This is a genomic window from Caldisphaera sp. (genome assembly GCF_049974385.1).
Classification (GTDB): domain Archaea; phylum Thermoproteota; class Thermoprotei_A; order Sulfolobales; family Acidilobaceae; genus Caldisphaera.
Genome location: NZ_JBMFIW010000010.1, coordinates 1 through 22,117 on the forward strand (window position 1 = coordinate 1; position 22,117 = coordinate 22,117).

The window sequence follows — 22,117 nt, forward strand, 5'->3', positions numbered from 1 at the left end:
AGTAATGTTGAGTGGATTGAACTACCAAAAGACGGAGAATTAACAACCTATACTATAATTACTACAAAACCATTTAGGTGAAGAGAAAATAAATGATAAATTACCATCAATTAGAGAAATAGCGATAAGATATGATGGTATAGATCCTGTAGAAGAACCAATACCTGTATTTCCTGCAGCTCACTATCATATGGGAGGTATTAATGCTGATCCATATTATAGGGTTTTAGATGAAAATGGTAAGTGGATTAAAGGATTGTTTACTGCAGGTGAGGCAAGCGCCGCATCAATACATGGAGCTAATAGGTTGGGAAGTAATAGTACTGCTGAGTGCTTAACAAGCGGTAGAATTACTGGAGAGCTTGCTGCTCAATATGCTTTAAGCTCTGATTTCCCCGATGGACCAGAACCTAAGAGGACTAAAGCTGAAGAGGATTGGGTTTGGGGATTGCTTAAAAGAGAAAGCGGAGAGCCTTCATATAAAATTAAACATGAAATACAAAAAACAATGATGTCAAATTTCTACGTTTTTAGGGATAGTAAAGGCATGTCTGAAGGATTATCAAAAATATTGGAATTAAGAAAAATGTTTATAAATAATTCATATATTGAAGATAAAGGATATGTTTATAACACAGACTTAGTTGCTGCGCTTGAAACCATGAATTTATTAGATAATGCATTCATGGTAGCTAAGGCAGCACTTAATAGAACTGAGAGCAGGGGTGCACACTTTAGGACCGACTATCCTAAGAGAGACGATGAAAATTGGTTAAAGCATACCATAGTAATAAGAAATGGAACTGATGATCTTTCAATATTATATTCGCCTGTAACAATTAATACGTGGAAACCTGTAGAAAGGAAATATTAGGGGGTGTTATTATGTCAGATGATGAAAAATTTAGGAGTTTGGAAATGGAGAACAGACAAGGTTTTTGGAAAGCTAGCTTAAATCCTTGGCTAATTCGTGCTAAAAATAACCCAGAGAGAGTAGCTTTTGTATTGCATAGAGTAACAGGTTTCATAATAATAGCATTTTTGCTTGCTCACATTTTGGAAACAGATTCACCTGTATGGAGCCAGTACGCTCCAATTAATGGTCTATCAGGTTGGGCCGCATGGACTTATATAATGGGTATTGAAAGTGCTTGGTGGGCAAGACTAGGGGAATGGATTGTTGCAGGAGCCGTTCTTTTCCATGCATTAAATGGATTTAGGCTTTTATTAACAGAATTCTTTGGACTAGGCATTGGAAAACCAGTTGAGCCAAAACCACCATATGAAGCTCCTACACTTAATGCTCCCCAAAGGACTTGGCTTTATATTGAATTTGTTGTTGCCCTAGTTTTATGGGCATTTTCAGCATTTTTGATATTTGGGTGATAGAAATGGAGAATAAAGCATCTAATATACAAATTTGGCAATATATAACTGCCATACTTCTTATATTTTTGTTAGGTTATCATCTACTGCAAAGAGTTCCATGGCTATTCAATGTATCTACATTTGACCAGACTTTAACAAGTGCCTTCGTTTATAATCAATACAAAGAAGCTGGATGGGCTCTATTACTTTTAGCTTGGGTTGCTCTATTTCATGGATTAAATGGAGTGAGAGGCATGTTATTTGAATTGCATCAAGGAAAAACATATAATACTATTATAAACGTGCTGTTCTGGTTAGTTTTCATAGTATTTGCAGCAATAGCAGCACTTACAATAGTTAAATTGCCTGCATATTGAGGTGAGATATAATGGCATTAGATATTGAGGCTGCAACAAAATTACCTCCTAAAGTTATAACGGTAAGAGTTAGAAGATATAACCCAGAAACAAAAAAGATATGGTGGCAAGAATATAAAGTTGAAACACATAAAGGAATGACAATGCTAGATGTTCTATTAGATATAAAGGAAAATGCAGATCACACACTTGCAGTAAGATATAGCTGCAGAATGGGGTTATGCGGGAGCTGTGGAGTTAATATAAATGGCACTCCAATGCTAGCATGTCAAACCCAGGTTTCACAAGTTACAAGTAATGCAAGACCTGTTGTTACTGTTGAACCGCTGCCAAACTTCCCAGTAGTTAAAGATCTCATGACTGAATTTTCAGACTTCTTCAATAAACATAGAAGCGTTAAGCCATATTTAATAAGAAAAGACACTGAGGAGCAAGAAAATCCCAAAGGACATCTAAAGATGAATCCAGAGGAGTTTATTGATATATTACAGTTCAGTAATTGTATCTTCTGTGGCCTTTGTTATTCTTCATGTCCAGTTGTGGCTGCAGATCCAGAATATCTAGGACCTCAAGCGCTTATGTACACTTTCAGATTTATAAATGACGTAAGGGATGAAGGACATAAAGAGAGATTTGCTATAGTAGATAGCGAACACGGTTGTCACAGATGTCACTTTGCTGCCACATGCAGTGCAGTTTGTCCAAAAGCTGTTGATCCAGCAGGTGCTATCCAAGGATTGCGTAGCAAACTGTTTAAATATAGACTTGGATTCTTTAAGAAAAAATCTTCCGAAGTTCTATCAGCTCCACCAGAAAAGGGAGAAAGAGTTCCACTACCACCAGAAGCTACAACCTTACCAGGAGTTGACTTAAAGCAATTTGAGAAAGAACCTGTAGTAATAAAATTACCCAAAGAATAATTTTAATTTTTTTATTTTTTATGTATAAATTTTTATTCTTTTAGTCACAAAAGGTTTGTCTTTATCTGCCATTATGTAATTCTGAAGCGCCCTTCTTATTATTTCGCTTTTGGTTACATTCCTCTTCTTTGAATATTCCTCTAGTATTTCAAGCAAATCATCTTCAAGTTTGAACGAAACTACTTTCATTAATCACTCACCTATTCAGTAACACCCATCTGGTATTATGCAAGCAAGACTTTTATTTAATGCGCACTACATTTATCAAGAGTTCTCTTACAATAAAAATACAGACAGCAGAAGAATATATTAGGCCTCTCTCAGTACTACTCTTAATAGGAGGAGACAGAAGTTGCCTACTGTACATCTGTCTATAAGTGACCAAATGTATAGCGAACTTAAAAACAAATCAGATGAAATAGGAATTCAAATAACTGATCTAATAAAGCTATATATAAAAACTGGATTACAGGGAGGTTTTTCAAATAAGAATGAGGACAACATAATAATAGCCAATATATCCAACAGACTAGATAAAGTCGAAAAAGATGTAAGAGTTAAAATGACATTACTCGAAGGTAAATATAGGCAAATTGAAGAAACTATGGATTATCTTATACAGAGAATAGATAGTCTCGAAGATTTGTTGACAGAATATAAAACCAAAAGAAAAGTTATACAGCAAAGTGAAGAGCAAGAAGCATAAATTTAACATTTTATAGGGTTACAATTCCTCTTAATTAAATTGCTAATACCTTGCTGTCTTATTTCGTTTAAGTCAAATGGTTCCTTAGATTGTCCACCTCTCAATTTCATTAAATCGTTTTCTAAATCCAATTCCGTATATAAGCAACGATCATTTAGAGCCTGGTTAGCTTGACCAATTCCTCCTGTTCCATTAACTAGTTTTGGCAATTCACTTCTGTTGTATACTATATCAACATCTAATAAATAAGATGTTGAAAGAATTGGAGACAATTTAACAACTCTTGTATTATTTCTTATCATTTTGTTTCCATATTCACCTTTAAAAGATAATAAAGGAATTAGGGAAGCTTCTGTGTAAACATTTTTAATTAAATTTTCCAATAATTCCGAATCTTCATAACTCATACCCATTATTTCTATTAAACCCTTTTGCTTGCTAATATCACTTACATATTTTAAAATCGTATTTGTATCTAGTTCTCCATCTCCTCCTGGACCATATACAGCTAGTGCCTTATCGAAATTTATATGATACAAAGCGCTTAATGATATAGAATCTGCTAATGGACTCCATAAATTTTCTTCACATCCAAGGCTTAATATGTCTCCGCCAACATCAACCCCTATAACAACATCTATATTATAATTTTCTGCTATATCATTTATTCCTCTAATTACCCCTTCTGTACCTTTAGTTAAATCAATAAAAATGGCTTTTTCACCAACGGTTTTTACAAACTTAGTAATTTGTGGTTCAACTTCCATTCCATATCTTAAAGCATAAGAATCTGAACTAACAATTGCTGTAGAGTATCCTATAGGTTCAACATTAACCATCATTTCCAAGGGTATTGGACCAGGATATGGGTCCACAGCAAACCTTTCCCATACAACGCTTCCTACAATTGTATTACCGCCAGCTTTTTTTACCTTGTTAGAAACATGATAGGCACCAACGATATCTCCCCCGCCCCCTGCTCCAAAAATAAAAACATTTTTGTTTTTAACTAATGACTCTAAGCTTTTATATTTCAATTTTCACACCAATTTAATTATACGATGAGAATATTTTAATTTAGCGTTTTTGAAAATACATGCCTTAATAATTAAGATTAAACTTTAATTTAACGATTTAATTTTCTTATATGTATACTTTGGGTATAAATCAATTCAAATATGTATTTTTCTATATGGGAAAATCTATATGAAAAGTTATAATTTAAAACTTCAATAGTAAAATTGCTCATCCAATAATATTATAATTTTCTTTAAAATGAAATTAAATTACACAATTAAGAGTACCTCCATCAAATAATATTACTGAACCTGTTAAATATTCAGGAGAAAAAGCCAAAAAAGAAATTATATCTTTTAGTTCGTCAAATCTACCAAGTCTTTTTAATGGAGATAATTCTTTAACGTATCTATTCCAAAATTCCTCTTCATTAACATTCATTTTTTTAGCCAATTTTCTAATTAAACTTTCAGAACCATCTGTTCGAAAACTTCCTAATAGTAATGCATTCGCTCTTATCTTATCTGGATAAAGTCTAGAATATGTTTTTATTAAAGGAAGCAAACCAATTCTAATGATATCGGATAAACTTGTTGATTCCATAGGAAAATATATTGAAAAACTAGAAATAATGATAAAATTTGCTTTTTTCTTATTATATTTATAAGAAAAATTCATTGCTTCCGCAGTAGAGTATAGATACATATTAAAAGAATAAACCCAATCACTATATGTAGCATCTATTATATTACATGGCTCGCATTTTGGATTTCCATAATTCATAACCACTACATCAATACTCCCTAATTTTTTGATGGCATAAGCAAATATTCTATCTATATCAGCCTTATTAGATAAATCACCTTTTACGCCGTAGACCTTAACTCTCTTCTTTTTTAATTCTTCTTTAGCCTTATCTATATTATCTTTATTCCTTGAACTTATAACCAAGTTGCACCCTTTTTCTGCTAATGAAAGAGCAGCTTGATATCCTATGCCTTTAGTAGAAGCTGTTATAAGTGCGTTACATTTATTATTCATAATTATCACCATAGAATAGAGGTATAAAAAAATTAAAATATATAGAGGTTTCAATAATGGCAATACCTATTTATGGAATTGGTACAATTAATGTAACAAAAAATTATATAAGTTATGTAATAACATTTGACTATTTCGATGAGAATAAAGAATATTATAACTTGGTCAGAAAAGAAACGCAAAAAAAGAATGAAGAAGAAAAATTAAAAACAGAAATGCAAAAACAAATCAACGGAGAGAAAACTATAATAAATGGAAATTACGTTTTTCCAGTTGTTAAATATGCTAAAATAGGATTTAAGATACCAAAAATATCATATGTAAATTTTTACATAGAAATGCCGATTAATCTAATAATTGGGAAAAATACATATGAAAATATCTATGAAGAAACAACGGCAAAATATGATTATATAGTTACTTGGATTCTTCCAAAATGCGGAAAATTTGTAAAAATTGATTCTCCAGGAAACTATGAATTTGAGAACAATTATGCGTTTTTATTAGTTTCAAAAGGTACAAAAATATCTGGCTATGAAAGCTTAGTTTTCGAAATTAAAGAAAAATGTTTCTAAATTATATATTATCAAAATATATATTTTTCAATAGACAATTAAAGCAGGGGAATAATATGGAAGATCTAATTGTACTTGAAAACGTAACAAAAAGATATGGAAAAATAACCGCATTAAATGATGTTTCATTAAAAGTAAAAAAAGGAGAAATAATGGCTATTGTAGGCCCTAATGGAGCAGGCAAATCAACCCTAATAAAAGTATCTTTGGGGTTGTTAAGAAAAGATAGAGGTACTGTTTTAATTTTTAATAAAGATCCATTTTATGACCCCTCGGCGAGAGAAAAGATTGGCGTTATATTTGAAAGGCCGTCATTACCTGTTAGTATGCCTATAATAGAATTTTTATCTCATGTTTCAAAAATATATAATAAAGACTTTAATACTATAAAAGAAGTTATAGATTTAGTAGGATTGAAGGGTAGTGAAAACAAAGCTTTCTCTCAATTAAGTGCAGGTCAGAGACAAAGAGCGGCTATAGCACATGCATTAATAGCTGAGCCCGAAATAATAATAGCGGATGAGCCTACAAGCAACTTAGATCCTGTGGAAAGAAATAAGATATTAGATCTATTTCTTAAAATAAATAAAGAAAGAGATCTCACAATAATTATATCTAGCCATGTATTGCCAGAAGTATTAAGAGTCTCATCAAAGATAACCATAATGAAATCAGGTAAAATATTAAAGGTAGGCGAACCTGATGATATTGTTAAAAATATTTCTATTTCCAGAATTAGGTGTAAAGATCCATTCGCAATAAAAGACTTCCTAGAAAAAAATGGATTTTCATTAAATATTGAAGGAGGTAATATATATGTTAAGACTGAAGATTCCGAAAAGACATCTAAGTTATTAAATCTAATTTCAGAAATAGTAAAGAAAGGACAGCAAATATATGGAATTGAATTGATAGAGCCAGGAATAGAAGAGATTCTGGAGGGATAACAATGTCATTGAAAAAATCTTGGGAACTTGCTTTAATTGATCTTTGGGATTCATTGAGACCTCCTAGCTTTGATATAATGCTTATATTAGTTGCAACGCTAAGCGGCATATTGTCTGTACTTGAACCAGTTACAACACCACCAGCAGTAAGTAATGCTGTATTAGGAGCAGTTTTATTTGTTACATCACTTTACTTAGCTTTAAGAGCATCATCCGATCTTGTTAACTTAGTTCAGACAGGGGTTATGCCTTTGTATTTGACTTACCCGATATCCAGGAGAAATATATCATTAATAATTTACTTGACCCGTGTTTTGCTACCTTCCATAATATTATTGGGAATCCCCGCTATAGTAGCAGGTATTATGCTATATCCTGTTGTAGGCAAAAACATAAGTGAATTTTTAATTATGTGGGTTGCATATTTGATTCAGGCCCAACTCTATGGATCTATATTTATTTTAGCTTCCAATAAAAGTAAAAGCGCAGGTACAGCTGCTGTGGTAAGCATAACCGGGTATTTTGGTTATACAGCAACAAGCCTTATATTAGCCCTTGTTGGATCAATAGATAATATTAAGATCTTAACGAATATATCAAATTCTATGGGATTATATAATCCTGTTTATGATATATTAAATGGTATTAGAACACCAACTTGGGAAATTTTCGTTGTACCAGTTATATTTATTGCTCTCTTTATAACATACGTTATATATTTTACAAGGAGGTTTGAGGTGTAATGTTTTGGTTTAAAAAACTTTTACCCAGAATTTTATTTGGAATTGGTATAGCATTAATTATAGCCTCTGCATTTGCGACACAATATGGTGTAAAAACATCTTCTTCATGGAGTATAGGGTATAATTCGCAATCAACGCCTGCAATACTTGCTGCAGTGCTTCCAACAGGCTCAGGTATAGCTCAAATAAACATAACTGGGGTCTCGCAAGCACTTTATTTAAATTTAACTGGGAATCCTCTTACTTTATTAGGGGAAGCAGGAGGTTTAGGATTAAAAACTGTTAATACTATTTCTCATGATGATTTTCAAACAGGAGTTTATTATTTGGTTACAGGACTACAAGGCAACCCAATTACTGCAGAACAAGCATTTCAGGGATCAGTTAAAAATGCCCAAAAGATAGGAAATAGCTATGTAGTTAAAAAAAGTCTAAACCCTGAAGAAAGCATAGTAGTTCTAGCATTCCCAAATTCATCTACAGTTTTAATAACTGAAAGTTTTAAAGTTACAGGTTATGGTCATATTTCATTGATTAATGGATTAGAATTAGGATTAGCCTTAGCTATAGTTTCAGTCATAATTGAAATTATAACAAGAAAAAGATAACATTATAAAACATCAATTTTTAAATAATTTTTAGTAAATTTTAATACTTTTATTGATATATTATAACCTATATTTTAATTTATATCTTGAAATTTAGAAACAAATACTTTTTAATATTTTTCATTATTATTTAATTGAGGTGATAAAGTTGGCTGAAAGGCAACAAAACACAATATATATTGGTAAAAAGCCATTAATGAACTATGCACTAATTGCTATTAAGTTTTTTAATTACGATAATATTGATGAAATAAAAATTAGAGCAAGAGGTTCAAACATATGTAAAGCAGTTGATATGGTCGAATACCTTAGAAACATGTATTATAAGGATTTAATTTTAAAGGATCTAAACATATTCGAAGAAGAAGTAACTGATGATAAGGGAAACGTTAAGAAAGTCTCTTCGATCGAAATAACTATAAATAAAGGTAAAAATGCTCCTATGATTTAATCTTCAACGTTTTCTATTCCCAGCTTCCTTAATATACCTCTATCTCTTCTAATCCTCTTCATTATAGTTTTTAAGTTCTTATAATAATTAAGCAAATCCTTAACATCTTCAATTGTTGTACCACTTCCCAATGCTATTCTTTTCATTCTTTTTCTATCAATTAATTCTGGATTATCGAGTTCTTCATAAGTCATACTTTCTATAATATGGATCCATTTTGTCATTTTTTCTTCTCCCACCTTTAATTGATCATCTTTTATCTGCATAGGTAATGAACTTGTTGGTAACATTTGCAATATTTTACTAAACGGTCCCATTTTTCTTAAACTCTTTATTTGAGCGTATAGTGTTCTCATATTGATTTTTCCTTTAGCAAAATCTTCTTGTATTTTTTCTATATTAATGCTTTCTTGAGCACTTTTGATTTTTTCTAAGAGGGTGTCTATATCCCCTAAACCAAGAAGCCTTGAAACGAATTTTGTTGGTTTAAAAACCTCTAGTTCCTCTATTTTCTCACCTGTTCCAATAAATTTAACTCTAGCCCCAGTAGCTGCTATTGCTGATAACACTCCACCACCTTTAGCTGTTCCATCAAGCTTAGTAACAATAAGTGAACCAACAGGAGTAGTATCATGAAATTGTTTAGCTAAATCATAGGCTTTTTGGCCTATTGCCGCATCTAAAACCAATATAACTTCATCAGGTTTAACTTTATTAGATATATTTTTCATTTCATCTAAGAGGCTTTTTTCATTACCATATCCATGCCTACCTGCTGTATCTATTATTATAATTTCGGCGTTTTTTGATTTGAGCTCTTCGACACCCTTAATTGATATCTCTTCGGCGTTTTTATTACCTGGATCTCCATAAAACATTGAACTACTCATACTTGCAAGGGTTTTTAATTGCTCAAAAGCACCTGGCCTATATGTATCTGCAGCAACTAAACCAACTTTGTAACCTTTCTTAGTATAATAATATGCCAACTTACCTGCTGTAGTTGTTTTTCCAGATCCTTGAACTCCGACTAATAATATTATCCATGGGGTTTTCTTAGGCTCGACATCTATATCTAAATCTCCTCCAAAAAGTTCGCTTAGCTGATCATAAACTACTTTAATAAACCATTCTTTTCTACTTATTCCTGAAGGGGGTTCTTCTTCTAGTGCTTTTTTCCTAATATTTTCGCTTAATTCTTTCACTACCTTTAGGTTAACATCTGATTTTATCAATTCTCTTTGAAGATCTCTAATAAACTCATCGACAGAGTCTTTATATGTACTGCCTCCTTTCAAAAATTTCGTAACTGCGTTTCTTAGGCCATCTAGTACCAACAGCTAACCCTATTATTAATATATCTTCAGACTTAAAAAGCTCATAATTTACAAAAACTTAATTTCTTTTGTTGTTAACAAACTATTGGGAAGAATTATGATAAAAGAAATTGAAGTCATGGGAAACATATATAACAAAATTCTAAAATATACCAACGATTATAGAGTTTATAGAATTTTATCTTCTTACACAAAGTTTAATAGAATACAAGGAGGAATTGAAATATTAGAAGCCGCAAAATATATAGAAAAAACTCTTATTGAAAACTCTTCTGAAAATTTAAATGTTGAAATGTTAAAATTTGGAGGTACTTCTGTACCTGATTGGATTGGTGCCCCAACAGGATGGATCCACAGATTCACTTGGGTCAAAATAGGTGATGTAGAATTAAACAGTAAACAACATCCAACACTTCCCGTTGCTCATAGTCCTCCCTCTGATGGGAAAATTGTTGGAAAAGCTGTTGTAATCAACAACTGGAATGACCCAAACGAATATAAAAACGCTAAAGGAAAATTTGTCGTATCTGATGGAATATCTTATATAGTTTATAGACTAGCATATGAGAATAATGCTTTAGGTGTATTATTGTATTCTAAAAATTCTCCTCCAAACGCTGTTCCATATAAATCATTATTTTTGAGTAGGGAAGAAGCGAATAAATTCACAATACCTGCAGTATCTATACCCAACTACTTAGTTAATGGTATTGAGAACAAGGAAATATCTTTATATCTTGATGCTGATATAAAAAAAGATCCAGGCTTTCCATACGTTTTAGCATGGATCGGTGATAAGAATTCAAAGGGACCAATTCTTATGGCCCATATGTGCCATCCTAGCCCAGGGGCAAATGATAATGGAAGCGGTACAGCATCATTGATAGAAACGGCCCTTGTCCTAAGTGAAATGATACAAAAAAACGAACTGAATCCTCCTAATGAAACCATTAGGTTTATATGGTTCCCAGAATATACTGGAAGCTCTGTTGTGTTTGGTTCTTGGCTTTCTAATTTAGTTACTGAAGCAATAAACTTAGATATGGTAGGTGTTTATCCTAGTGATAAAGATGGTCCCCTAAAAGTTATAAGTAATAGCATCAGCAATATCTCCAAGTCAAGTGCTTCAATGTATTACTCAGCTAAATTAATCTCTAAAAAACTTAATTTTAATGGACTGGTATTGACTCCATACGATGGCGGTAGTGATCATGACGTTGCAATAGCATATGGAATACCATCAGTTATGTTAAATCAATGGCCAGATTATGCATACCATACTGATTTAGATGATTTAAATAGGATATCAAGAGAAATGCTCAAATTATCATCATCTATAGCTTCTTTAAGTTCCTACGTTTTGGCAAAAATTGATGTAGACACGTCTACATTCTATAACGATTTATTGAATCAAATTTTACTTAACCATTTATCAAACGATGATATAGAATCAGCAAAATTAGCATTAAAACTTTTGCCAGAATTATTTAATTTACAAAATAATAATATAGATATTAACATAGAAGCAAAGGGGGATAATATAATAAAGAATAAACCACCTATGATTGAGGGGCTAAGGACTATAGCAAAACACAATATTGATTTAGCACTAAAAGCAGCTGATATAATAAATAAAAATCCCATAGGGACTACTGTTTATTTTAGAGAGGCATTCTTCTTATCAAAGGATAGGCCATTAAAAGAAGTTTATTTACTCTTATTAGCAGAATATGGTAAGAAATACGTTAACAATGATGATTTAATAAATTTATTTGATATTTTGTCTGATTCCAAAATTATCAGTTATTAAAACATCATAGGAAAAATTTTTATTTTTAAAGTATAAGCTTTTCATCTAAAGGCGATTGAAATGGAAGAAGTGTGGGTAAAGGCTTATTCTAGTTCTGCAAATTTAGGCTCAGGTTTCGATGTGGTTTCACTAGCTCACGATGCCTACTATGATATAGTTACTATATCAGCCAAGAGAGGAAAGGGGGATGTTAAAATAGAAAAAATAGAGGGGCCTTTTTCTTCAAATGTAAATGAAAATAACAGCGCCGTCTATGCAATTAAATATATGATGAAAGATCTAGGCATTAATAATTATGATATTCTCATAAAGATTTTCAAGGGCATACCTGTATCTTCAGGTTTAGGAGGAAGTGGTGCTAGCGCTGCTGCTAGTGTTTTTGCATTATCAAATGTATTAGACTTAAATTTAAGCAAGGAGCAATTAATAAAATATGCTGGCTATGGGGAAATAGTGTCTGCTGGCGTTCCACATTATGATAATGTTGCAGCATCATTACTCGGCAATTTAGCGGTAGTTGGAAAAATTGATAACGAGATATATGCTTATAGTTTTGAAATAAAGGCCAACTTTATTATATTTAGACCAACTGATTTTTATTTAAATAACAAAACACAATACATGAGATCTTTATTGCCAAAATACGTTGAGTTTAAAGATCATGTACAAGATTCTGTGAAGCTCGGTATTTTAATTTCTTCTTTATTAAAAGGTGATCTTAAAGCAGCTGGAAAAGCTATGATTGATACTATAGTAACAGGCTCTAGATCAAAGGCTATACCATGCTTTAATGAAATAAAGGAAAAACTAATAAGCAATGGAGCATATGGTGTAGCAATAAGTGGTGCGGGCCCATCAATAATAGTACTTTTTGATAAAAATTCAGAAGAATTGTTACAAATAGGATTAAGCACATATAAAGAATGCGGTATAAGTGCGGAAGCAAAAATAGTTAATCCTGCACCGCCTGCAAGCATTTTATATGGAGATGACGGGAGTCTCCCCAAATCTACCTAAATCTACTTTATCCCCCGGCTCTACACTCTCAACTGGTATAATCCTTACACCTAATGTTTTAGATTTAGTCCTAGCATAAGCTGATACATCAAGCAGTAAACCTGCAACACCATTAATATCATATGGTACAACAGCCAAATCTAATCCTGCCAAACAAACTCCGCTCAACATAGCCAGATGCCTTGCCGTTAAATCTCCTTCACTTGCCCTAGCCTTTAATTTTGAATCCTCTGCAATAGGTAACATGACTTCATTAAACCCAACTGTCTTTAAATTTTTTGAAGCTTGGAATAGGGCCTCGTTAACTTTCCTTAAACCATACGCAAATCCTGACTTAGGTAATCTTACACCTGAAACTTGTTCAATTAGACCTAAACTAGATTCTTCCATCCATGGAGAAACGCTAAGGTCTACACCTGCATATTCTATGTTTAGTTTGTTTGCTATATAGATAGCCATGTCTTGAGCTAATTTTCCAGCTTCTATAACAGATGATATCATACCATTATAACCGTTTTTAGTATAAGAATCCTTTAAATAATTAGGATAAGTTAACGCTGCTGAAATCATAACTTTACCTGGTACTGCAGATGCTAGCGGATAATAAGGCGTTATAAAATATTTTTCATTCAAAGTATTAACACCTATGTTTGCACCCAATTCAGGATTATTAGATGCTAGTTCGTGTAAAGATTTTGATATCTTCAAAGCCTCTTCCCAGCCACTACCTTCCATAATTATTGATGAAAACATTTTATTTGTTGCAATTGTTATTATAGCCTCACTTAGTTTATTATAATTTGAGTCTATTTGACCCAAATTTATTGAATACTTTTCTGTTAAAAATTCTATCTCTTTTGAAAAACTGTCTAAGTCATCTAAAAATGGAGGATTTGGAAATGATATTCTAAGATAAGTAGGCTTAATTTTATAATTACTTTTATATTCGTCTACAGCATCTGAGAAATTACTTAAAAATTTTTCTATCTCTTGCTTAGCACTCTCTATATCACTAGGCAAAGGCTTACCATAATGTATTGTTAGCGTTCTTACCTCATACATAATATTCACCATTTTATCTGATTGAATTTAGACTTAAATCTTTATAGAAACATTGTATTAATATTTGTTGAAAACCTTAAAAACCCTTATGTATCAATTACTATAATGTGCCAACTCAGAGAAAATGAGTGGCATAAAACATTGAGCCCAAAAATTGGGCAATGAATGAGAATATATTATCGTGCCGCGGTCGCCCAGCCCGGTAGGGCGTCGGCCTGCTAAGCCGATGGGGTTACTCCCCGCGCGGGTTCAAATCCCGCCCGCGGCGCTTCAAATTATTAGCTATAGAAATCAAGAAGAGAATAAATAGTTTCATAATGACCTATTTTGATCTAGTTTATTAAATATTTTTAATTTATTTAATTTATTATGTCAAACATATATTAGAATTTTTGATATAATAGCATGCATTGTAATCAAGCATAATTTTATAACTTCTGGGGCAGAATATATATTCTGGGGCAGAAATTGTTATTTGATGAAAGACCAAAGACAGAGAAGAAAGATTTATTTGATAGAGAAAAAGAACTTAATGAAACCATTTCAAATTTACATAGACCGCTAGTCCTTCTTACTGGAGTTAGAAGAATTGGGAAAACTTCCCTTCTCCTTGTTACTTTAAATGAAACTAGAGTTCCTTTCATATTAATTGATGCTAGAAAACTAAAGCAAAACTATGGATTGAAAGATCTGTATATGCTTATTTCAGAATCTCTTTCATCTTCCATTGATAAATTAGGAGATATATTAAAAAAAATTAGAGGTGTTGAGATTTTTGGAATTTCTGTTGAGCTTTCATGGAAAGGGAGAAAATACGTCTCTTTATCGGATCTTTTCGATCATCTAAATGAAAAAAGGGTTATAATAGCAATAGATGAAGCCCAAAAACTAAGGGGACCTCTATCAAAAGAAATTAAAGAATCAATAGCACACGCCTATGACTATGATAGACGCTTAACTTTTGTTTTAACTGGATCTGAAGTTGGATTACTTTATGATTTTATTGGAAGAGAAAATGAAAAATCTCCTTTATATGGTAGATATTATCACGAAATAAAAGTAAATAGATTTTCAAAAAATGAGAGCATAGATTTCTTAAAAAAGGGTTTTAATGAATATAATAGGAAAATTAATGATAATATAATTGAAGAAGTTGTTGATTTCTTTGATGGGATTCCTGGTTGGTTAACTTTAGCTGGAAACTATTTGGTATCAGGTAAAAGCTTTGAAGAAGTTAAAGAAATTAGCATTAAAATAGCTTTAAATGAAATCATTAATTTAATTGAAAACAAAAAGAAAGTTTCAGAAATAGCTGCTAAAAGATATAGACATGTTTTGAAATGCATATCAGAGGGAGCGAATAATTGGAGCAGTCTTTATGAATGCCTTATAAGAAAGGATGGATCAACAGTTTCATCAAGCGTTTTACATAATATTTTATACCAACTTGAAAATATGAGCATAATTTCAGAATATAAATTCTTGGATTCAATTTATGAAAAGGCAGCAGCAAAATTATAAACAATAAATGATAACAAACATTGTTTTTATGTAAATGCTTTAAACAAAATAAATTCTTGTGTTATATTCATTAATAGGTTAAAAAAAGACAAACCAAAAATTGAGCCCTTGAGTTAAATAAATAATATTTCAATTTATATAACTTTTCTTGTTATGTAACAAAATACTTTTTTAATCTTTTATATTAGCTTACAATTTTTTTATATATTCATAGTCATCATCTGTTAGACTAAAACCAATTGATCCCATTATTTCCTCAATATGATTTTTATTTGCAGATTTGGGTATAGGAATAGAATTCCTAATTAAATAGTTTAATGCTATCTGTACACTAGTTTTTCCATATTTCTTCCCTATTTCTTTTAATTTCTCATCATAATACACTCTTCCTTTTCCTAAAGGAGAGTATGCAATTATTTTAACACCGTTTTTATTTGCAAAAGGTATTAAATCTTTTTCGGCCCATTTATTATAAACATTATACTCTATTTCATTGGCAACTATTTCATATTTTTTAGTTGAATTTATAGCTTCGTTTAAAAGATCAACATCAAAATTACTGACGCCCATGCACCTTATAATTCCTTTATCTATAAGATACTCCATAGCTTTTATCGACTCTTCTATTTTTACATTTTTATTTGGCCAATGGATTAAATAAAGATCTATGCTCCTTATCTTTAGCCTTTCCCTGCTCTTTATTGCAGACTTAACTAGACTATCATAATATAAATGGTTTGGCCATACTTTAGAAATGATAAACACTTTTTCTTGGTAGTCTTTTAATGCTCTTCCAATTAATTCTTCTGCGTGTCCATTTCCATACATTTCAGCGGTATCAAATAAATTAATGCCTTTCTCATATGCAAATAACAATATATCTATATATTTATTATCCTCAGAATAATCTTCACTCCAATATCCTCCACCGAAACCCCAAGTACCTAAACCTACTAAGCTAACTTCCTTATCACAAATCTTCATTTTATTCCCCATATTAATATTATAATCAAAAAATTTATGGTTTGTTATAATTTGAGCTATTACAAACCTGAGATTTTAAACGAAAAAGAAAGATTTATAAATTTAGTAAATTTACAAGATTTTGGTGAGATTATTGACAAGCGAGGTTATATGAGATGCCTTTCTTGTGGGGCATCCTTTAATATAGACCAAAAATTAATTGTCTGTCCCATTTGTGGTGGATTGCTTGAAATAATTAATGAATTTCAAGATATTAATAAAAATAGTTTAAAAGGGAGGGGAGTATGGAGATATAAAGAATTAATACCAGGAAATTACAAAAAAATAGTTTCATTAAATGAAGGGAACACCCCTCTAATAAATTCAAAGAATTACGAAAACTTATACTTAAAGTTTGAAGGGCTTAATCCTACTGGCAGTTTTAAAGATAGAGGAATGACTGTAGCAATTAGTTCTGCGTATTCATTAGGATATAAAATTGTTGTGGCAGCATCAACTGGAAATACTGCTGCATCAGCATCAGCATACTCAGCAAGGGCAGGCCTAAAGACTCTATTATTTTTACCGAAAGGTAAGGTAGCTAAAGGAAAGATGTTTCAATCAATATTACATGGAGCAGTAATAGTTGAGGTCGACGGTAGTTTCGATAACGCTATGAGCAGGGTAAGAAAATTATTTAACGAAGACAAGGATATATATCCTGTTAACTCATTTAACCCATGGAGATTAGAGGGACAGAAAACAATAGCATATGAAATCTATGAAGACATAGGAAGCCCAGATTTTGTTATAGTTCCAACAGGTAATGCTGGTAATATTTATGCTATATGGAAAGGGTTTAAAGAGTTAGAAAATTTGGGTATTATAGATAAAATGCCTAAAATGATAGCTGTCCAAGCAGAAGGTGCTTCCCCAATAGCAGATTTTATAAATAAAAATCAGAATGAAATGAAATTTGTTGAAAATCCAGAAACCGTAGCAACAGCTATTAGAATAGGAAAGCCCGTTAACTACATGAAAGCCATAAAAGCTATCAAGGATTCAAAAGGAACAGCATTAAAAGTAAGCGATGATGAAATATTGTACGCTCAGATTTATCTTGCAAGAGAAGAAGGAATTGGAGTTGAACCAGCTTCTGCATCAACCATGGCAGCTTATAAAAAACTCTTAGATAATGGTTACATAGATAAAAAGGATAGAGTAGTTTTAATTTTAACAGGTCACGCTCTAAAAGATCCTAATATAATGGTTAATACTGAAATCCATAGCGTATCTCAAGATAATATAGAAATACTAATAAATAAATTAAAGATCTAAAAGCATATTTATCTTAGGGTTAAAATTGGAAAGTTTAAAAGATATACAAGAGGAAATAATAGCTTGTAGAAAATGCCCAAGATTAATCAAATACATTAACGATGTAGGTAAAAATCCACCAAAAAGATTTAAAAATTGGACCTATTGGGCTAAGCCTGTACCGAGCTTTGGAGATGAAAATGCAGAAATTGCAATAGTTGGATTAGCACCAGCAGCCAATGGGGGCAATAGAACAGGCAGGGTTTTTACGGGAGATCATTCTGGAGATTGGCTATTTAAAGCCCTATATGAAGTAGGATTAGCCAATAAGGCTACAAGCGTTAATAGAGATGATGGATTAAGAGTAACAAACGTATACATAACAGCAGTTATACATTGCGCTCCCCCTCAAAATAAGCCAAGCAGAGACGAAATCAATAATTGTTTACCTTATCTCATTAAAGAGCTAAAATTATTGAAAAACTTAAAAGTTATAATAGCTTTAGGGAAGATAGCCTTTGATACTGTTTTGAACATTTATAAAGTTAAATATGAATTCAAGCACTTAGCTATTTATAAGCTCCCCGATAACAAAAAATTAGTAGCAAGCTACCACCCTAGTGCTAGGAACACAAACACAGGTTTAATGAAGTGGGAAGAATGGGTAGAAGTGTTTAAAAAAGCAAAAGAAATAATTGGTGAATAAAATGGTAGGAGTTCCAGCAGAAATAATTAATAATTTGTATGCTGGACCTGGTTGCATAGATTTAAGAAAACATAACATAAGCCCTGATATAGTAATTACATTAGACCCTGGTTGCGCAATCAAAGGAGATAGTAATAGAATAGTTTTGCCAATAGAAGATTTTAATGTAGAACCTATAAAAAATATAGGAAGAGCTGTTGAAGTGATAGAAAATAATTTAAAATCAAATAAAAAAATTTATATTCATTGCCATGCAGGCTGTGGAAGAACCGGTACTGTTGTAGTTTCATACTTAATCTTATATAAAGATTTTCATTTAAACCAAGCATTGGATTTATTTTATAGCAAAAGACGTTGTGGGCCTGATTCAATGCCGCAGGAATTATTTCTAGAAAGTCTTTACAAGCTTAAGAAAGAAATTAAATCGCCAAATCAAATCATTAAAAACTTAATAAGATCTGAAACCCTAGATGATTTTCTAAACTATCTAAGGTAATAAATTTGAACTGCAAGTTAATACCAATCTTATCCATGGGTTTATATGTTGAACCAAGCCTCTATCCAAAGCCAGGTGGTATTACTCCATTTAACCGCGACGATAAAAATTATTTTGATTTCCTAATTCACGCTTCATTAACTGCAAAAATAATGCAGGATACTTGCAAAAGATTTGAAAAAAAGGAAAAAGGAATTATAGCTAAGGCTTTAAATGAGTATAAGAATTATTTATTAAATTATGATAGGAAAAACATAGCTTTTGGAGAATTTTTACTCCACATACCTTTGTCTATAGGTCTTGCAATATCATCAAATATTAAAGAAGTTGCAATAAATTCTTCTAAATATGTTATTGAAGAAACTGGAGAATATGAAGGGAAACTATATTACGAAATTCTGAAAATACTATCTCCTTCGTATTTAGGAAAATATGAAGGTTTAATGCCTGACATTTTTTCTTCATATCCCAAAAGTTTATATGAAGTTTTAAGTGCTTATAGTTGGGATTTAGTTAATAGAGAAATGATTAATGGATATCAGATATCTTTAGAGACTATTGAATATATAAAAAGATTTGACAACTTAAATGAGGCTTTTCTCAAAGGGTTATTATATATAATTTCAAGATATGGCGATACTTTAACTGCAAAAAGGAACGGTTTTCATTTTTATAAGAAGATGATTAATGATGCCAAAATAGGTCTATATATATCTGAAAAATATGGCATTAATTATGCAATTAATTATTTAAAAGGTATTTGGGGGAAAAATATAAGTCCTGGATCAGCATTAGATGTATTATCTTCATCTATTAGCCTTTATTTTTTAGATCTTTATCTTTAGCTATTAAAACATATTCTATAACTTTTCCTCCTTCCAATTTAATCACCAATACGTTAAACTTCCTAAGAGAGTCTGCTGAAATATATATTGAATATAAAGAAGCAATTAGTATAGCAAAAAGAGATAAAGATAACGCAAATTGTAATCCCGCATTTAACCCATAATACTTCCATGGTGGTAAATAGTATATAATTGATATAGATAAAAATGAAAATAATATAATAGATATTATTGGTTTTAACAAGTTTATCCTTTTACGTTTAATTTCAATTTGGGCATTAGTATATTTAATTGATTTTCCATTAGCTAGGTTAACAATAACATTATTATCTTCCTTATTAAATGATAAGGCAACTCCATTTACCATAAAGAACTACCTCTCATTACATATATTATTTATTTGTTCCTCCAATTGTTTGAACTTGGAATGACTAACTCTATTAAAATTCCATTCTTCTTTACTGTATTTTTCATCATATAGCAAATTTGCTAATTCTATTTCTTTTCTATTTGGGATAGAATAATAAACATCATCATAATTTAGCAATTCCTTATACGAATTAACAAATGACTTTATTATATCTTCCACATTTATATTATTATTAATTTCAAATAAGTTTGTTACTCTATATTTTACGCTGCTAACACCCTTATCTATAAGCTTTTTCTGGGATATCTTTAAAACAGATGAAAGCCTTTCCATATCTGTATTTAAAAGCATAGCACCATGGAAAAATAAAGCATTCCAAGAAGTACTTGCAGCAGTCCCGCTTACCTTTCTATTATTCACAACAATATCATTAATGTTCTCTAGTTTTGTATCAAATCCTAAAGAATTTAACGCGTTAATAGGGCCTTTAATCAATTCACTAAATATATAATCAACAGGACTTATATATTTTGATCTATTATTTGAGACAGCTATAGAATAATTTAAGTTTCCTAAATCATGATAAACTGCTCCCCCTCCTGTGGGTCTTCTAATTAGCTGTGCGTCTATTTTCTTTAAATAATCTAAATTAACTTCTTCCTCAGCCTTTTGGAAATACCCAATTATCACTGCGTTTTTATTTCTGAAAAATCTCAAAGTATCATCAATTAAATTACATCCTTTAGCTCTTGCCAGCGCTTCTTCAAATGCTATATTAAAATAGCCATCGTGAGGAGTCTCAAACATTATAACCCTTAACTTACTCATTTTATTCACCCTTCAATGAACATATTATTACATCTACAAAATCATTAATTGTTGAACCCAAAAGTTTTGCTTTGGATAAGTGCTTTGTAACTATTTCATTAATAAACTTTTCATTTATTTCAACACCCAATAAATCTTTCTCAAGTTCCCAAATAACATCTTCAGGAAAAACCATGAAATCTCCTGTTATAGATATGTTCTTTATTTTACCATTATATTGTTCTGATGATACTCTTATTAATCCTTTTTTTGCCTTTAGCTCACAATATCCCATTTTATTCCCCTATTATTTATTTATTTTATAGTTTAAAACTTTAAAACCATAAAGTTTATATTTGTAAACCGAGATACTGAATTATTGCCTGGCCCGGCCATAGCTGCCGGGCAACACCCGGACTCGTATCGAACCCGGAAGTTAAGCCGGCCGCGTTGAAGTTGCCAGTGAGTTCCGAAAGGGCTCGCAGGCGCTTCAAGCCGGGGCCAGGCGTTTTGCATTTAAGCTTTAATTGCTAAAAAAATCTTGTGAAGGAAATGGATAAAGAAATCATATATGACATTGTACAGCTAATACCCATGGGATATGTAACAACATATAAAGCGTTAGGAAAATTCCTAGGTCTTCATCAGAGGAAAGTAGCTCAATTATTAAAAAATAACAAGAACCCTATCATAGTTCCATGCCATAGAGTTGTTATGAGTAATGGAAAAATAGGAGGATACACACCTTACGGAAGTAATGTTAAAAAGGCTTTATTGATATCAGAAGGCGTAGAAATTAAAGATAATAAAGTCAATAAAAAACACATAATAAGAGACTTTAACGTTTTATTAAATGATTTTTACTGAACTTTTTTCTTAAAAACGAATTTTATGTCTTTTTGATTGAGTTTATCAACTTTCATTTCTATAGATGCAACCTTAGCAAATTCGTAAGCAATCATTGTAGCACATCTCCAAGAATCCATTATAACTTCAATAGTCTCTCCTGGATTTAATTTACTTAACAGCCTAGTTACTAAAACATATCCTTCAGGACATTCTTTCCCTCTGTAGTCATATTGTTGTGCGCTCATTCCAATCACACTTCTTTCT

At 31.4% G+C, this 22,117-nt stretch carries 28 protein-coding genes, 1 tRNA gene and 1 rRNA gene; 20 read left to right on the forward strand and 10 right to left on the reverse strand.

Going from position 1 to position 22,117, the window contains the following annotated elements:
- Nucleotides 1–124 precede the first annotated feature (124 nt).
- Genes ACP5GV_RS03675 through ACP5GV_RS03690 form a run of 4 tightly spaced genes read left to right on the forward strand, consistent with a single transcriptional unit; the run spans nucleotide 125 to nucleotide 2,665 of the window.
- The gene (locus ACP5GV_RS03675; RefSeq protein WP_428102381.1) at nucleotides 125–874 is read left to right on the forward strand and encodes an FAD-binding protein; all 750 of its coding nucleotides are present in this window, start codon (nucleotides 125–127) and stop codon (nucleotides 872–874) included.
- A gap of 11 nt (nucleotides 875–885) precedes the next feature.
- Nucleotides 886–1,386, forward strand: a complete 501-nt coding sequence (locus tag ACP5GV_RS03680; RefSeq protein ID WP_292319674.1) for a succinate dehydrogenase — start codon at nucleotides 886–888, stop codon at nucleotides 1,384–1,386.
- Nucleotides 1,387–1,391: 5 nt separating this feature from the next.
- Nucleotides 1,392–1,745: a succinate:quinone oxidoreductase gene (locus ACP5GV_RS03685; protein ID WP_292319675.1), complete on the forward strand. Its 354-nt coding sequence runs from the start codon at nucleotides 1,392–1,394 to the stop codon at nucleotides 1,743–1,745.
- 11 nt (nucleotides 1,746–1,756) lie between these two features.
- Nucleotides 1,757–2,665 (forward strand): succinate dehydrogenase/fumarate reductase iron-sulfur subunit, encoded by a 909-nt coding sequence (locus ACP5GV_RS03690; RefSeq protein ID WP_428069858.1) that lies wholly within the window; start codon nucleotides 1,757–1,759, stop codon nucleotides 2,663–2,665.
- Nucleotides 2,666–2,683: 18 nt separating this feature from the next.
- On the opposite strand, the gene ACP5GV_RS03695 is transcribed toward ACP5GV_RS03690, so the two are convergent.
- A complete protein-coding gene (locus tag ACP5GV_RS03695; RefSeq protein ID WP_292319677.1) occupies nucleotides 2,684–2,854 on the reverse strand; it encodes a ribbon-helix-helix protein, CopG family in 171 nt (56 codons plus the stop codon).
- A gap of 163 nt (nucleotides 2,855–3,017) precedes the next feature.
- On the opposite strand from ACP5GV_RS03695, the gene ACP5GV_RS03700 reads away from it, so the two are divergent.
- A complete protein-coding gene (locus ACP5GV_RS03700; protein WP_292319678.1) occupies nucleotides 3,018–3,371 on the forward strand; it encodes a hypothetical protein in 354 nt (117 codons plus the stop codon).
- Nucleotides 3,372–3,373: 2 nt separating this feature from the next.
- Here the strand turns inward: ACP5GV_RS03700 and ACP5GV_RS03705 are convergent, their stop codons facing one another.
- Both ACP5GV_RS03705 and ACP5GV_RS03710 read right to left on the reverse strand, forming a co-directional pair.
- Nucleotides 3,374–4,408, reverse strand: coding sequence for a DUF1152 domain-containing protein (locus tag ACP5GV_RS03705; protein ID WP_428069860.1), 1,035 nt, complete (start codon nucleotides 4,406–4,408; stop codon nucleotides 3,374–3,376).
- Nucleotides 4,409–4,652: 244 nt separating this feature from the next.
- A complete protein-coding gene (locus ACP5GV_RS03710) occupies nucleotides 4,653–5,429 on the reverse strand; it encodes an SDR family oxidoreductase (RefSeq protein WP_428102343.1) in 777 nt (258 codons plus the stop codon).
- A gap of 56 nt (nucleotides 5,430–5,485) precedes the next feature.
- Between ACP5GV_RS03710 and ACP5GV_RS03715 the strand changes: the two genes are divergently transcribed.
- The 5 genes from ACP5GV_RS03715 (at nucleotide 5,486) to albA (ending at nucleotide 8,753) form a co-directional block, all read left to right on the forward strand.
- Nucleotides 5,486–6,004 carry a hypothetical protein gene (locus ACP5GV_RS03715; RefSeq protein ID WP_428069864.1) on the forward strand — a complete coding sequence of 173 codons (519 nt, stop codon included), beginning with the start codon at nucleotides 5,486–5,488 and terminating at the stop codon, nucleotides 6,002–6,004.
- A 56-nt stretch (nucleotides 6,005–6,060) separates the two neighbouring features.
- Nucleotides 6,061–6,951, forward strand: a complete 891-nt coding sequence (locus tag ACP5GV_RS03720; RefSeq protein ID WP_428069866.1) for an ABC transporter ATP-binding protein — start codon at nucleotides 6,061–6,063, stop codon at nucleotides 6,949–6,951.
- Nucleotides 6,952–6,953: 2 nt separating this feature from the next.
- Nucleotides 6,954–7,694: a hypothetical protein gene (locus ACP5GV_RS03725; RefSeq protein ID WP_428102345.1), complete on the forward strand. Its 741-nt coding sequence runs from the start codon at nucleotides 6,954–6,956 to the stop codon at nucleotides 7,692–7,694.
- The gene (locus tag ACP5GV_RS03730; RefSeq protein ID WP_428102347.1) at nucleotides 7,694–8,302 is read left to right on the forward strand and encodes a hypothetical protein; all 609 of its coding nucleotides are present in this window, start codon (nucleotides 7,694–7,696) and stop codon (nucleotides 8,300–8,302) included. Before ACP5GV_RS03725 ends, ACP5GV_RS03730 begins: the two co-directional genes overlap by 1 nt.
- A gap of 148 nt (nucleotides 8,303–8,450) precedes the next feature.
- Nucleotides 8,451–8,753: a DNA/RNA-binding protein AlbA gene (gene albA, locus ACP5GV_RS03735; RefSeq protein WP_428069870.1), complete on the forward strand. Its 303-nt coding sequence runs from the start codon at nucleotides 8,451–8,453 to the stop codon at nucleotides 8,751–8,753.
- Here the strand turns inward: albA and ACP5GV_RS03740 are convergent.
- Nucleotides 8,750–10,090, reverse strand: a complete 1,341-nt coding sequence (locus ACP5GV_RS03740) for a signal recognition particle protein Srp54 (protein ID WP_428069872.1) — start codon at nucleotides 10,088–10,090, stop codon at nucleotides 8,750–8,752. The genes albA and ACP5GV_RS03740 overlap by 4 nt on opposite strands.
- A gap of 97 nt (nucleotides 10,091–10,187) precedes the next feature.
- On the opposite strand from ACP5GV_RS03740, the gene ACP5GV_RS03745 reads away from it, so the two are divergent.
- Nucleotides 10,188–11,900 carry a DUF4910 domain-containing protein gene (locus ACP5GV_RS03745; RefSeq protein ID WP_428069874.1) on the forward strand — a complete coding sequence of 571 codons (1,713 nt, stop codon included), beginning with the start codon at nucleotides 10,188–10,190 and terminating at the stop codon, nucleotides 11,898–11,900.
- A 60-nt stretch (nucleotides 11,901–11,960) separates the two neighbouring features.
- Nucleotides 11,961–12,917 (forward strand): homoserine kinase, encoded by a 957-nt coding sequence (locus ACP5GV_RS03750; RefSeq protein ID WP_428102349.1) that lies wholly within the window; start codon nucleotides 11,961–11,963, stop codon nucleotides 12,915–12,917.
- On the opposite strand, the gene ACP5GV_RS03755 is transcribed toward ACP5GV_RS03750, so the two are convergent.
- Complete coding sequence (locus ACP5GV_RS03755) at nucleotides 12,879–13,979, reverse strand: DUF711 family protein (protein ID WP_428069878.1); 1,101 nt, start codon at nucleotides 13,977–13,979, stop codon at nucleotides 12,879–12,881. The two genes, ACP5GV_RS03750 and ACP5GV_RS03755, sit on opposite strands and share 39 nt — an antisense overlap.
- Nucleotides 13,980–14,162: 183 nt before the next feature.
- Here ACP5GV_RS03755 and ACP5GV_RS03760 point away from each other — a divergent pair.
- Nucleotides 14,163–14,247: transfer RNA gene (locus ACP5GV_RS03760), tRNA-Ser, on the forward strand.
- Nucleotides 14,248–14,447: 200 nt separating this feature from the next.
- Entirely contained in the window at nucleotides 14,448–15,500 is a 1,053-nt protein-coding gene (locus ACP5GV_RS03765) for an AAA family ATPase (protein ID WP_428102351.1), read from the forward strand.
- A 189-nt stretch (nucleotides 15,501–15,689) separates the two neighbouring features.
- Here ACP5GV_RS03765 and ACP5GV_RS03770 read toward each other — a convergent pair whose 3' ends face one another.
- A complete protein-coding gene (locus ACP5GV_RS03770; RefSeq protein ID WP_428102353.1) occupies nucleotides 15,690–16,484 on the reverse strand; it encodes an aldo/keto reductase in 795 nt (264 codons plus the stop codon).
- A 150-nt stretch (nucleotides 16,485–16,634) separates the two neighbouring features.
- On the opposite strand from ACP5GV_RS03770, the gene thrC reads away from it, so the two are divergent.
- From thrC to ACP5GV_RS03790, 4 genes are read left to right on the forward strand one after another with little or no spacing between them, the layout of a single operon-like run.
- Nucleotides 16,635–17,801 (forward strand): threonine synthase, encoded by a 1,167-nt coding sequence (gene thrC, locus ACP5GV_RS03775; RefSeq protein WP_428102383.1) that lies wholly within the window; start codon nucleotides 16,635–16,637, stop codon nucleotides 17,799–17,801.
- 25 nt (nucleotides 17,802–17,826) lie between these two features.
- Nucleotides 17,827–18,486, forward strand: a complete 660-nt coding sequence (locus ACP5GV_RS03780) for a uracil-DNA glycosylase (RefSeq protein WP_428068864.1) — start codon at nucleotides 17,827–17,829, stop codon at nucleotides 18,484–18,486.
- Nucleotide 18,487: 1 nt separating this feature from the next.
- The gene (locus ACP5GV_RS03785; RefSeq protein ID WP_428068862.1) at nucleotides 18,488–18,982 is read left to right on the forward strand and encodes a protein-tyrosine phosphatase family protein; all 495 of its coding nucleotides are present in this window, start codon (nucleotides 18,488–18,490) and stop codon (nucleotides 18,980–18,982) included.
- A 5-nt stretch (nucleotides 18,983–18,987) separates the two neighbouring features.
- Nucleotides 18,988–19,827: a triphosphoribosyl-dephospho-CoA synthase gene (locus ACP5GV_RS03790; RefSeq protein WP_428068860.1), complete on the forward strand. Its 840-nt coding sequence runs from the start codon at nucleotides 18,988–18,990 to the stop codon at nucleotides 19,825–19,827.
- Here the strand turns inward: ACP5GV_RS03790 and ACP5GV_RS03795 are convergent.
- From ACP5GV_RS03795 to ACP5GV_RS03805, 3 genes are read right to left on the reverse strand one after another with little or no spacing between them, the layout of a single operon-like run.
- Nucleotides 19,796–20,194, reverse strand: coding sequence for a hypothetical protein (locus tag ACP5GV_RS03795; protein ID WP_428090212.1), 399 nt, complete (start codon nucleotides 20,192–20,194; stop codon nucleotides 19,796–19,798). The two genes, ACP5GV_RS03790 and ACP5GV_RS03795, sit on opposite strands and share 32 nt — an antisense overlap.
- A 6-nt stretch (nucleotides 20,195–20,200) precedes the next feature.
- Nucleotides 20,201–21,025 carry a lipoate--protein ligase family protein gene (locus ACP5GV_RS03800; RefSeq protein WP_428102355.1) on the reverse strand — a complete coding sequence of 275 codons (825 nt, stop codon included), beginning with the start codon at nucleotides 21,023–21,025 and terminating at the stop codon, nucleotides 20,201–20,203.
- A 1-nt stretch (nucleotide 21,026) separates the two neighbouring features.
- Nucleotides 21,027–21,299 carry a lipoate protein ligase C-terminal domain-containing protein gene (locus tag ACP5GV_RS03805; protein ID WP_292319631.1) on the reverse strand — a complete coding sequence of 91 codons (273 nt, stop codon included), beginning with the start codon at nucleotides 21,297–21,299 and terminating at the stop codon, nucleotides 21,027–21,029.
- Between the two features lie 89 nt (nucleotides 21,300–21,388).
- On the opposite strand from ACP5GV_RS03805, the gene rrf reads away from it, so the two are divergent.
- Together rrf and ACP5GV_RS03815 are read left to right on the forward strand one after the other, a co-directional pair.
- Nucleotides 21,389–21,508: ribosomal RNA gene (rrf, locus tag ACP5GV_RS03810) — 5S ribosomal RNA — on the forward strand.
- Nucleotides 21,509–21,556: 48 nt separating this feature from the next.
- On the forward strand, nucleotides 21,557–21,871 hold the full coding sequence (locus ACP5GV_RS03815; protein ID WP_428068856.1) for an MGMT family protein: 315 nt from the start codon (nucleotides 21,557–21,559) through the stop codon (nucleotides 21,869–21,871).
- Here the strand turns inward: ACP5GV_RS03815 and ACP5GV_RS03820 are convergent.
- The gene (locus ACP5GV_RS03820) at nucleotides 21,865–22,098 is read right to left on the reverse strand and encodes a sulfurtransferase TusA family protein (protein ID WP_428068854.1); all 234 of its coding nucleotides are present in this window, start codon (nucleotides 22,096–22,098) and stop codon (nucleotides 21,865–21,867) included. The genes ACP5GV_RS03815 and ACP5GV_RS03820 overlap by 7 nt on opposite strands.
- Between the last annotated feature and the right edge of the window lie 19 nt (nucleotides 22,099–22,117).

What these genes read in the sequence shown, in the direction of transcription:
- ACP5GV_RS03695 (WP_292319677.1), bottom strand. Translation starts at nt 2,854, where the DNA reads ATGAAAGTAGTTTCGTTCAAACTTGAAGATGATTTGCTTGAAATACTA.
- ACP5GV_RS03685 (WP_292319675.1), top strand. Translation starts at nt 1,392, where the DNA reads ATGGAGAATAAAGCATCTAATATACAAATTTGGCAATATATAACTGCC.
- ACP5GV_RS03745 (WP_428069874.1), top strand. Translation starts at nt 10,188, where the DNA reads ATGATAAAAGAAATTGAAGTCATGGGAAACATATATAACAAAATTCTA.
- ACP5GV_RS03690 (WP_428069858.1), top strand. Translation starts at nt 1,757, where the DNA reads ATGGCATTAGATATTGAGGCTGCAACAAAATTACCTCCTAAAGTTATA.
- ACP5GV_RS03720 (WP_428069866.1), top strand. Translation starts at nt 6,061, where the DNA reads ATGGAAGATCTAATTGTACTTGAAAACGTAACAAAAAGATATGGAAAA.
- ACP5GV_RS03795 (WP_428090212.1), bottom strand. Translation starts at nt 20,194, where the DNA reads ATGGTAAATGGAGTTGCCTTATCATTTAATAAGGAAGATAATAATGTT.
- ACP5GV_RS03710 (WP_428102343.1), bottom strand. Translation starts at nt 5,429, where the DNA reads ATGAATAATAAATGTAACGCACTTATAACAGCTTCTACTAAAGGCATA.
- ACP5GV_RS03715 (WP_428069864.1), top strand. Translation starts at nt 5,486, where the DNA reads ATGGCAATACCTATTTATGGAATTGGTACAATTAATGTAACAAAAAAT.
- ACP5GV_RS03815 (WP_428068856.1), top strand. Translation starts at nt 21,557, where the DNA reads ATGGATAAAGAAATCATATATGACATTGTACAGCTAATACCCATGGGA.
- thrC (WP_428102383.1), top strand. Translation starts at nt 16,635, where the DNA reads ATGAGATGCCTTTCTTGTGGGGCATCCTTTAATATAGACCAAAAATTA.
- ACP5GV_RS03750 (WP_428102349.1), top strand. Translation starts at nt 11,961, where the DNA reads ATGGAAGAAGTGTGGGTAAAGGCTTATTCTAGTTCTGCAAATTTAGGC.
- ACP5GV_RS03770 (WP_428102353.1), bottom strand. Translation starts at nt 16,484, where the DNA reads ATGAAGATTTGTGATAAGGAAGTTAGCTTAGTAGGTTTAGGTACTTGG.
- ACP5GV_RS03785 (WP_428068862.1), top strand. Translation starts at nt 18,488, where the DNA reads ATGGTAGGAGTTCCAGCAGAAATAATTAATAATTTGTATGCTGGACCT.
- ACP5GV_RS03680 (WP_292319674.1), top strand. Translation starts at nt 886, where the DNA reads ATGTCAGATGATGAAAAATTTAGGAGTTTGGAAATGGAGAACAGACAA.
- ACP5GV_RS03755 (WP_428069878.1), bottom strand. Translation starts at nt 13,979, where the DNA reads ATGTATGAGGTAAGAACGCTAACAATACATTATGGTAAGCCTTTGCCT.
- ACP5GV_RS03820 (WP_428068854.1), bottom strand. Translation starts at nt 22,098, where the DNA reads ATGAGCGCACAACAATATGACTACAGAGGGAAAGAATGTCCTGAAGGA.
- ACP5GV_RS03805 (WP_292319631.1), bottom strand. Translation starts at nt 21,299, where the DNA reads ATGGGATATTGTGAGCTAAAGGCAAAAAAAGGATTAATAAGAGTATCA.
- ACP5GV_RS03800 (WP_428102355.1), bottom strand. Translation starts at nt 21,025, where the DNA reads ATGAGTAAGTTAAGGGTTATAATGTTTGAGACTCCTCACGATGGCTAT.
- ACP5GV_RS03725 (WP_428102345.1), top strand. Translation starts at nt 6,954, where the DNA reads ATGTCATTGAAAAAATCTTGGGAACTTGCTTTAATTGATCTTTGGGAT.
- ACP5GV_RS03730 (WP_428102347.1), top strand. Translation starts at nt 7,694, where the DNA reads ATGTTTTGGTTTAAAAAACTTTTACCCAGAATTTTATTTGGAATTGGT.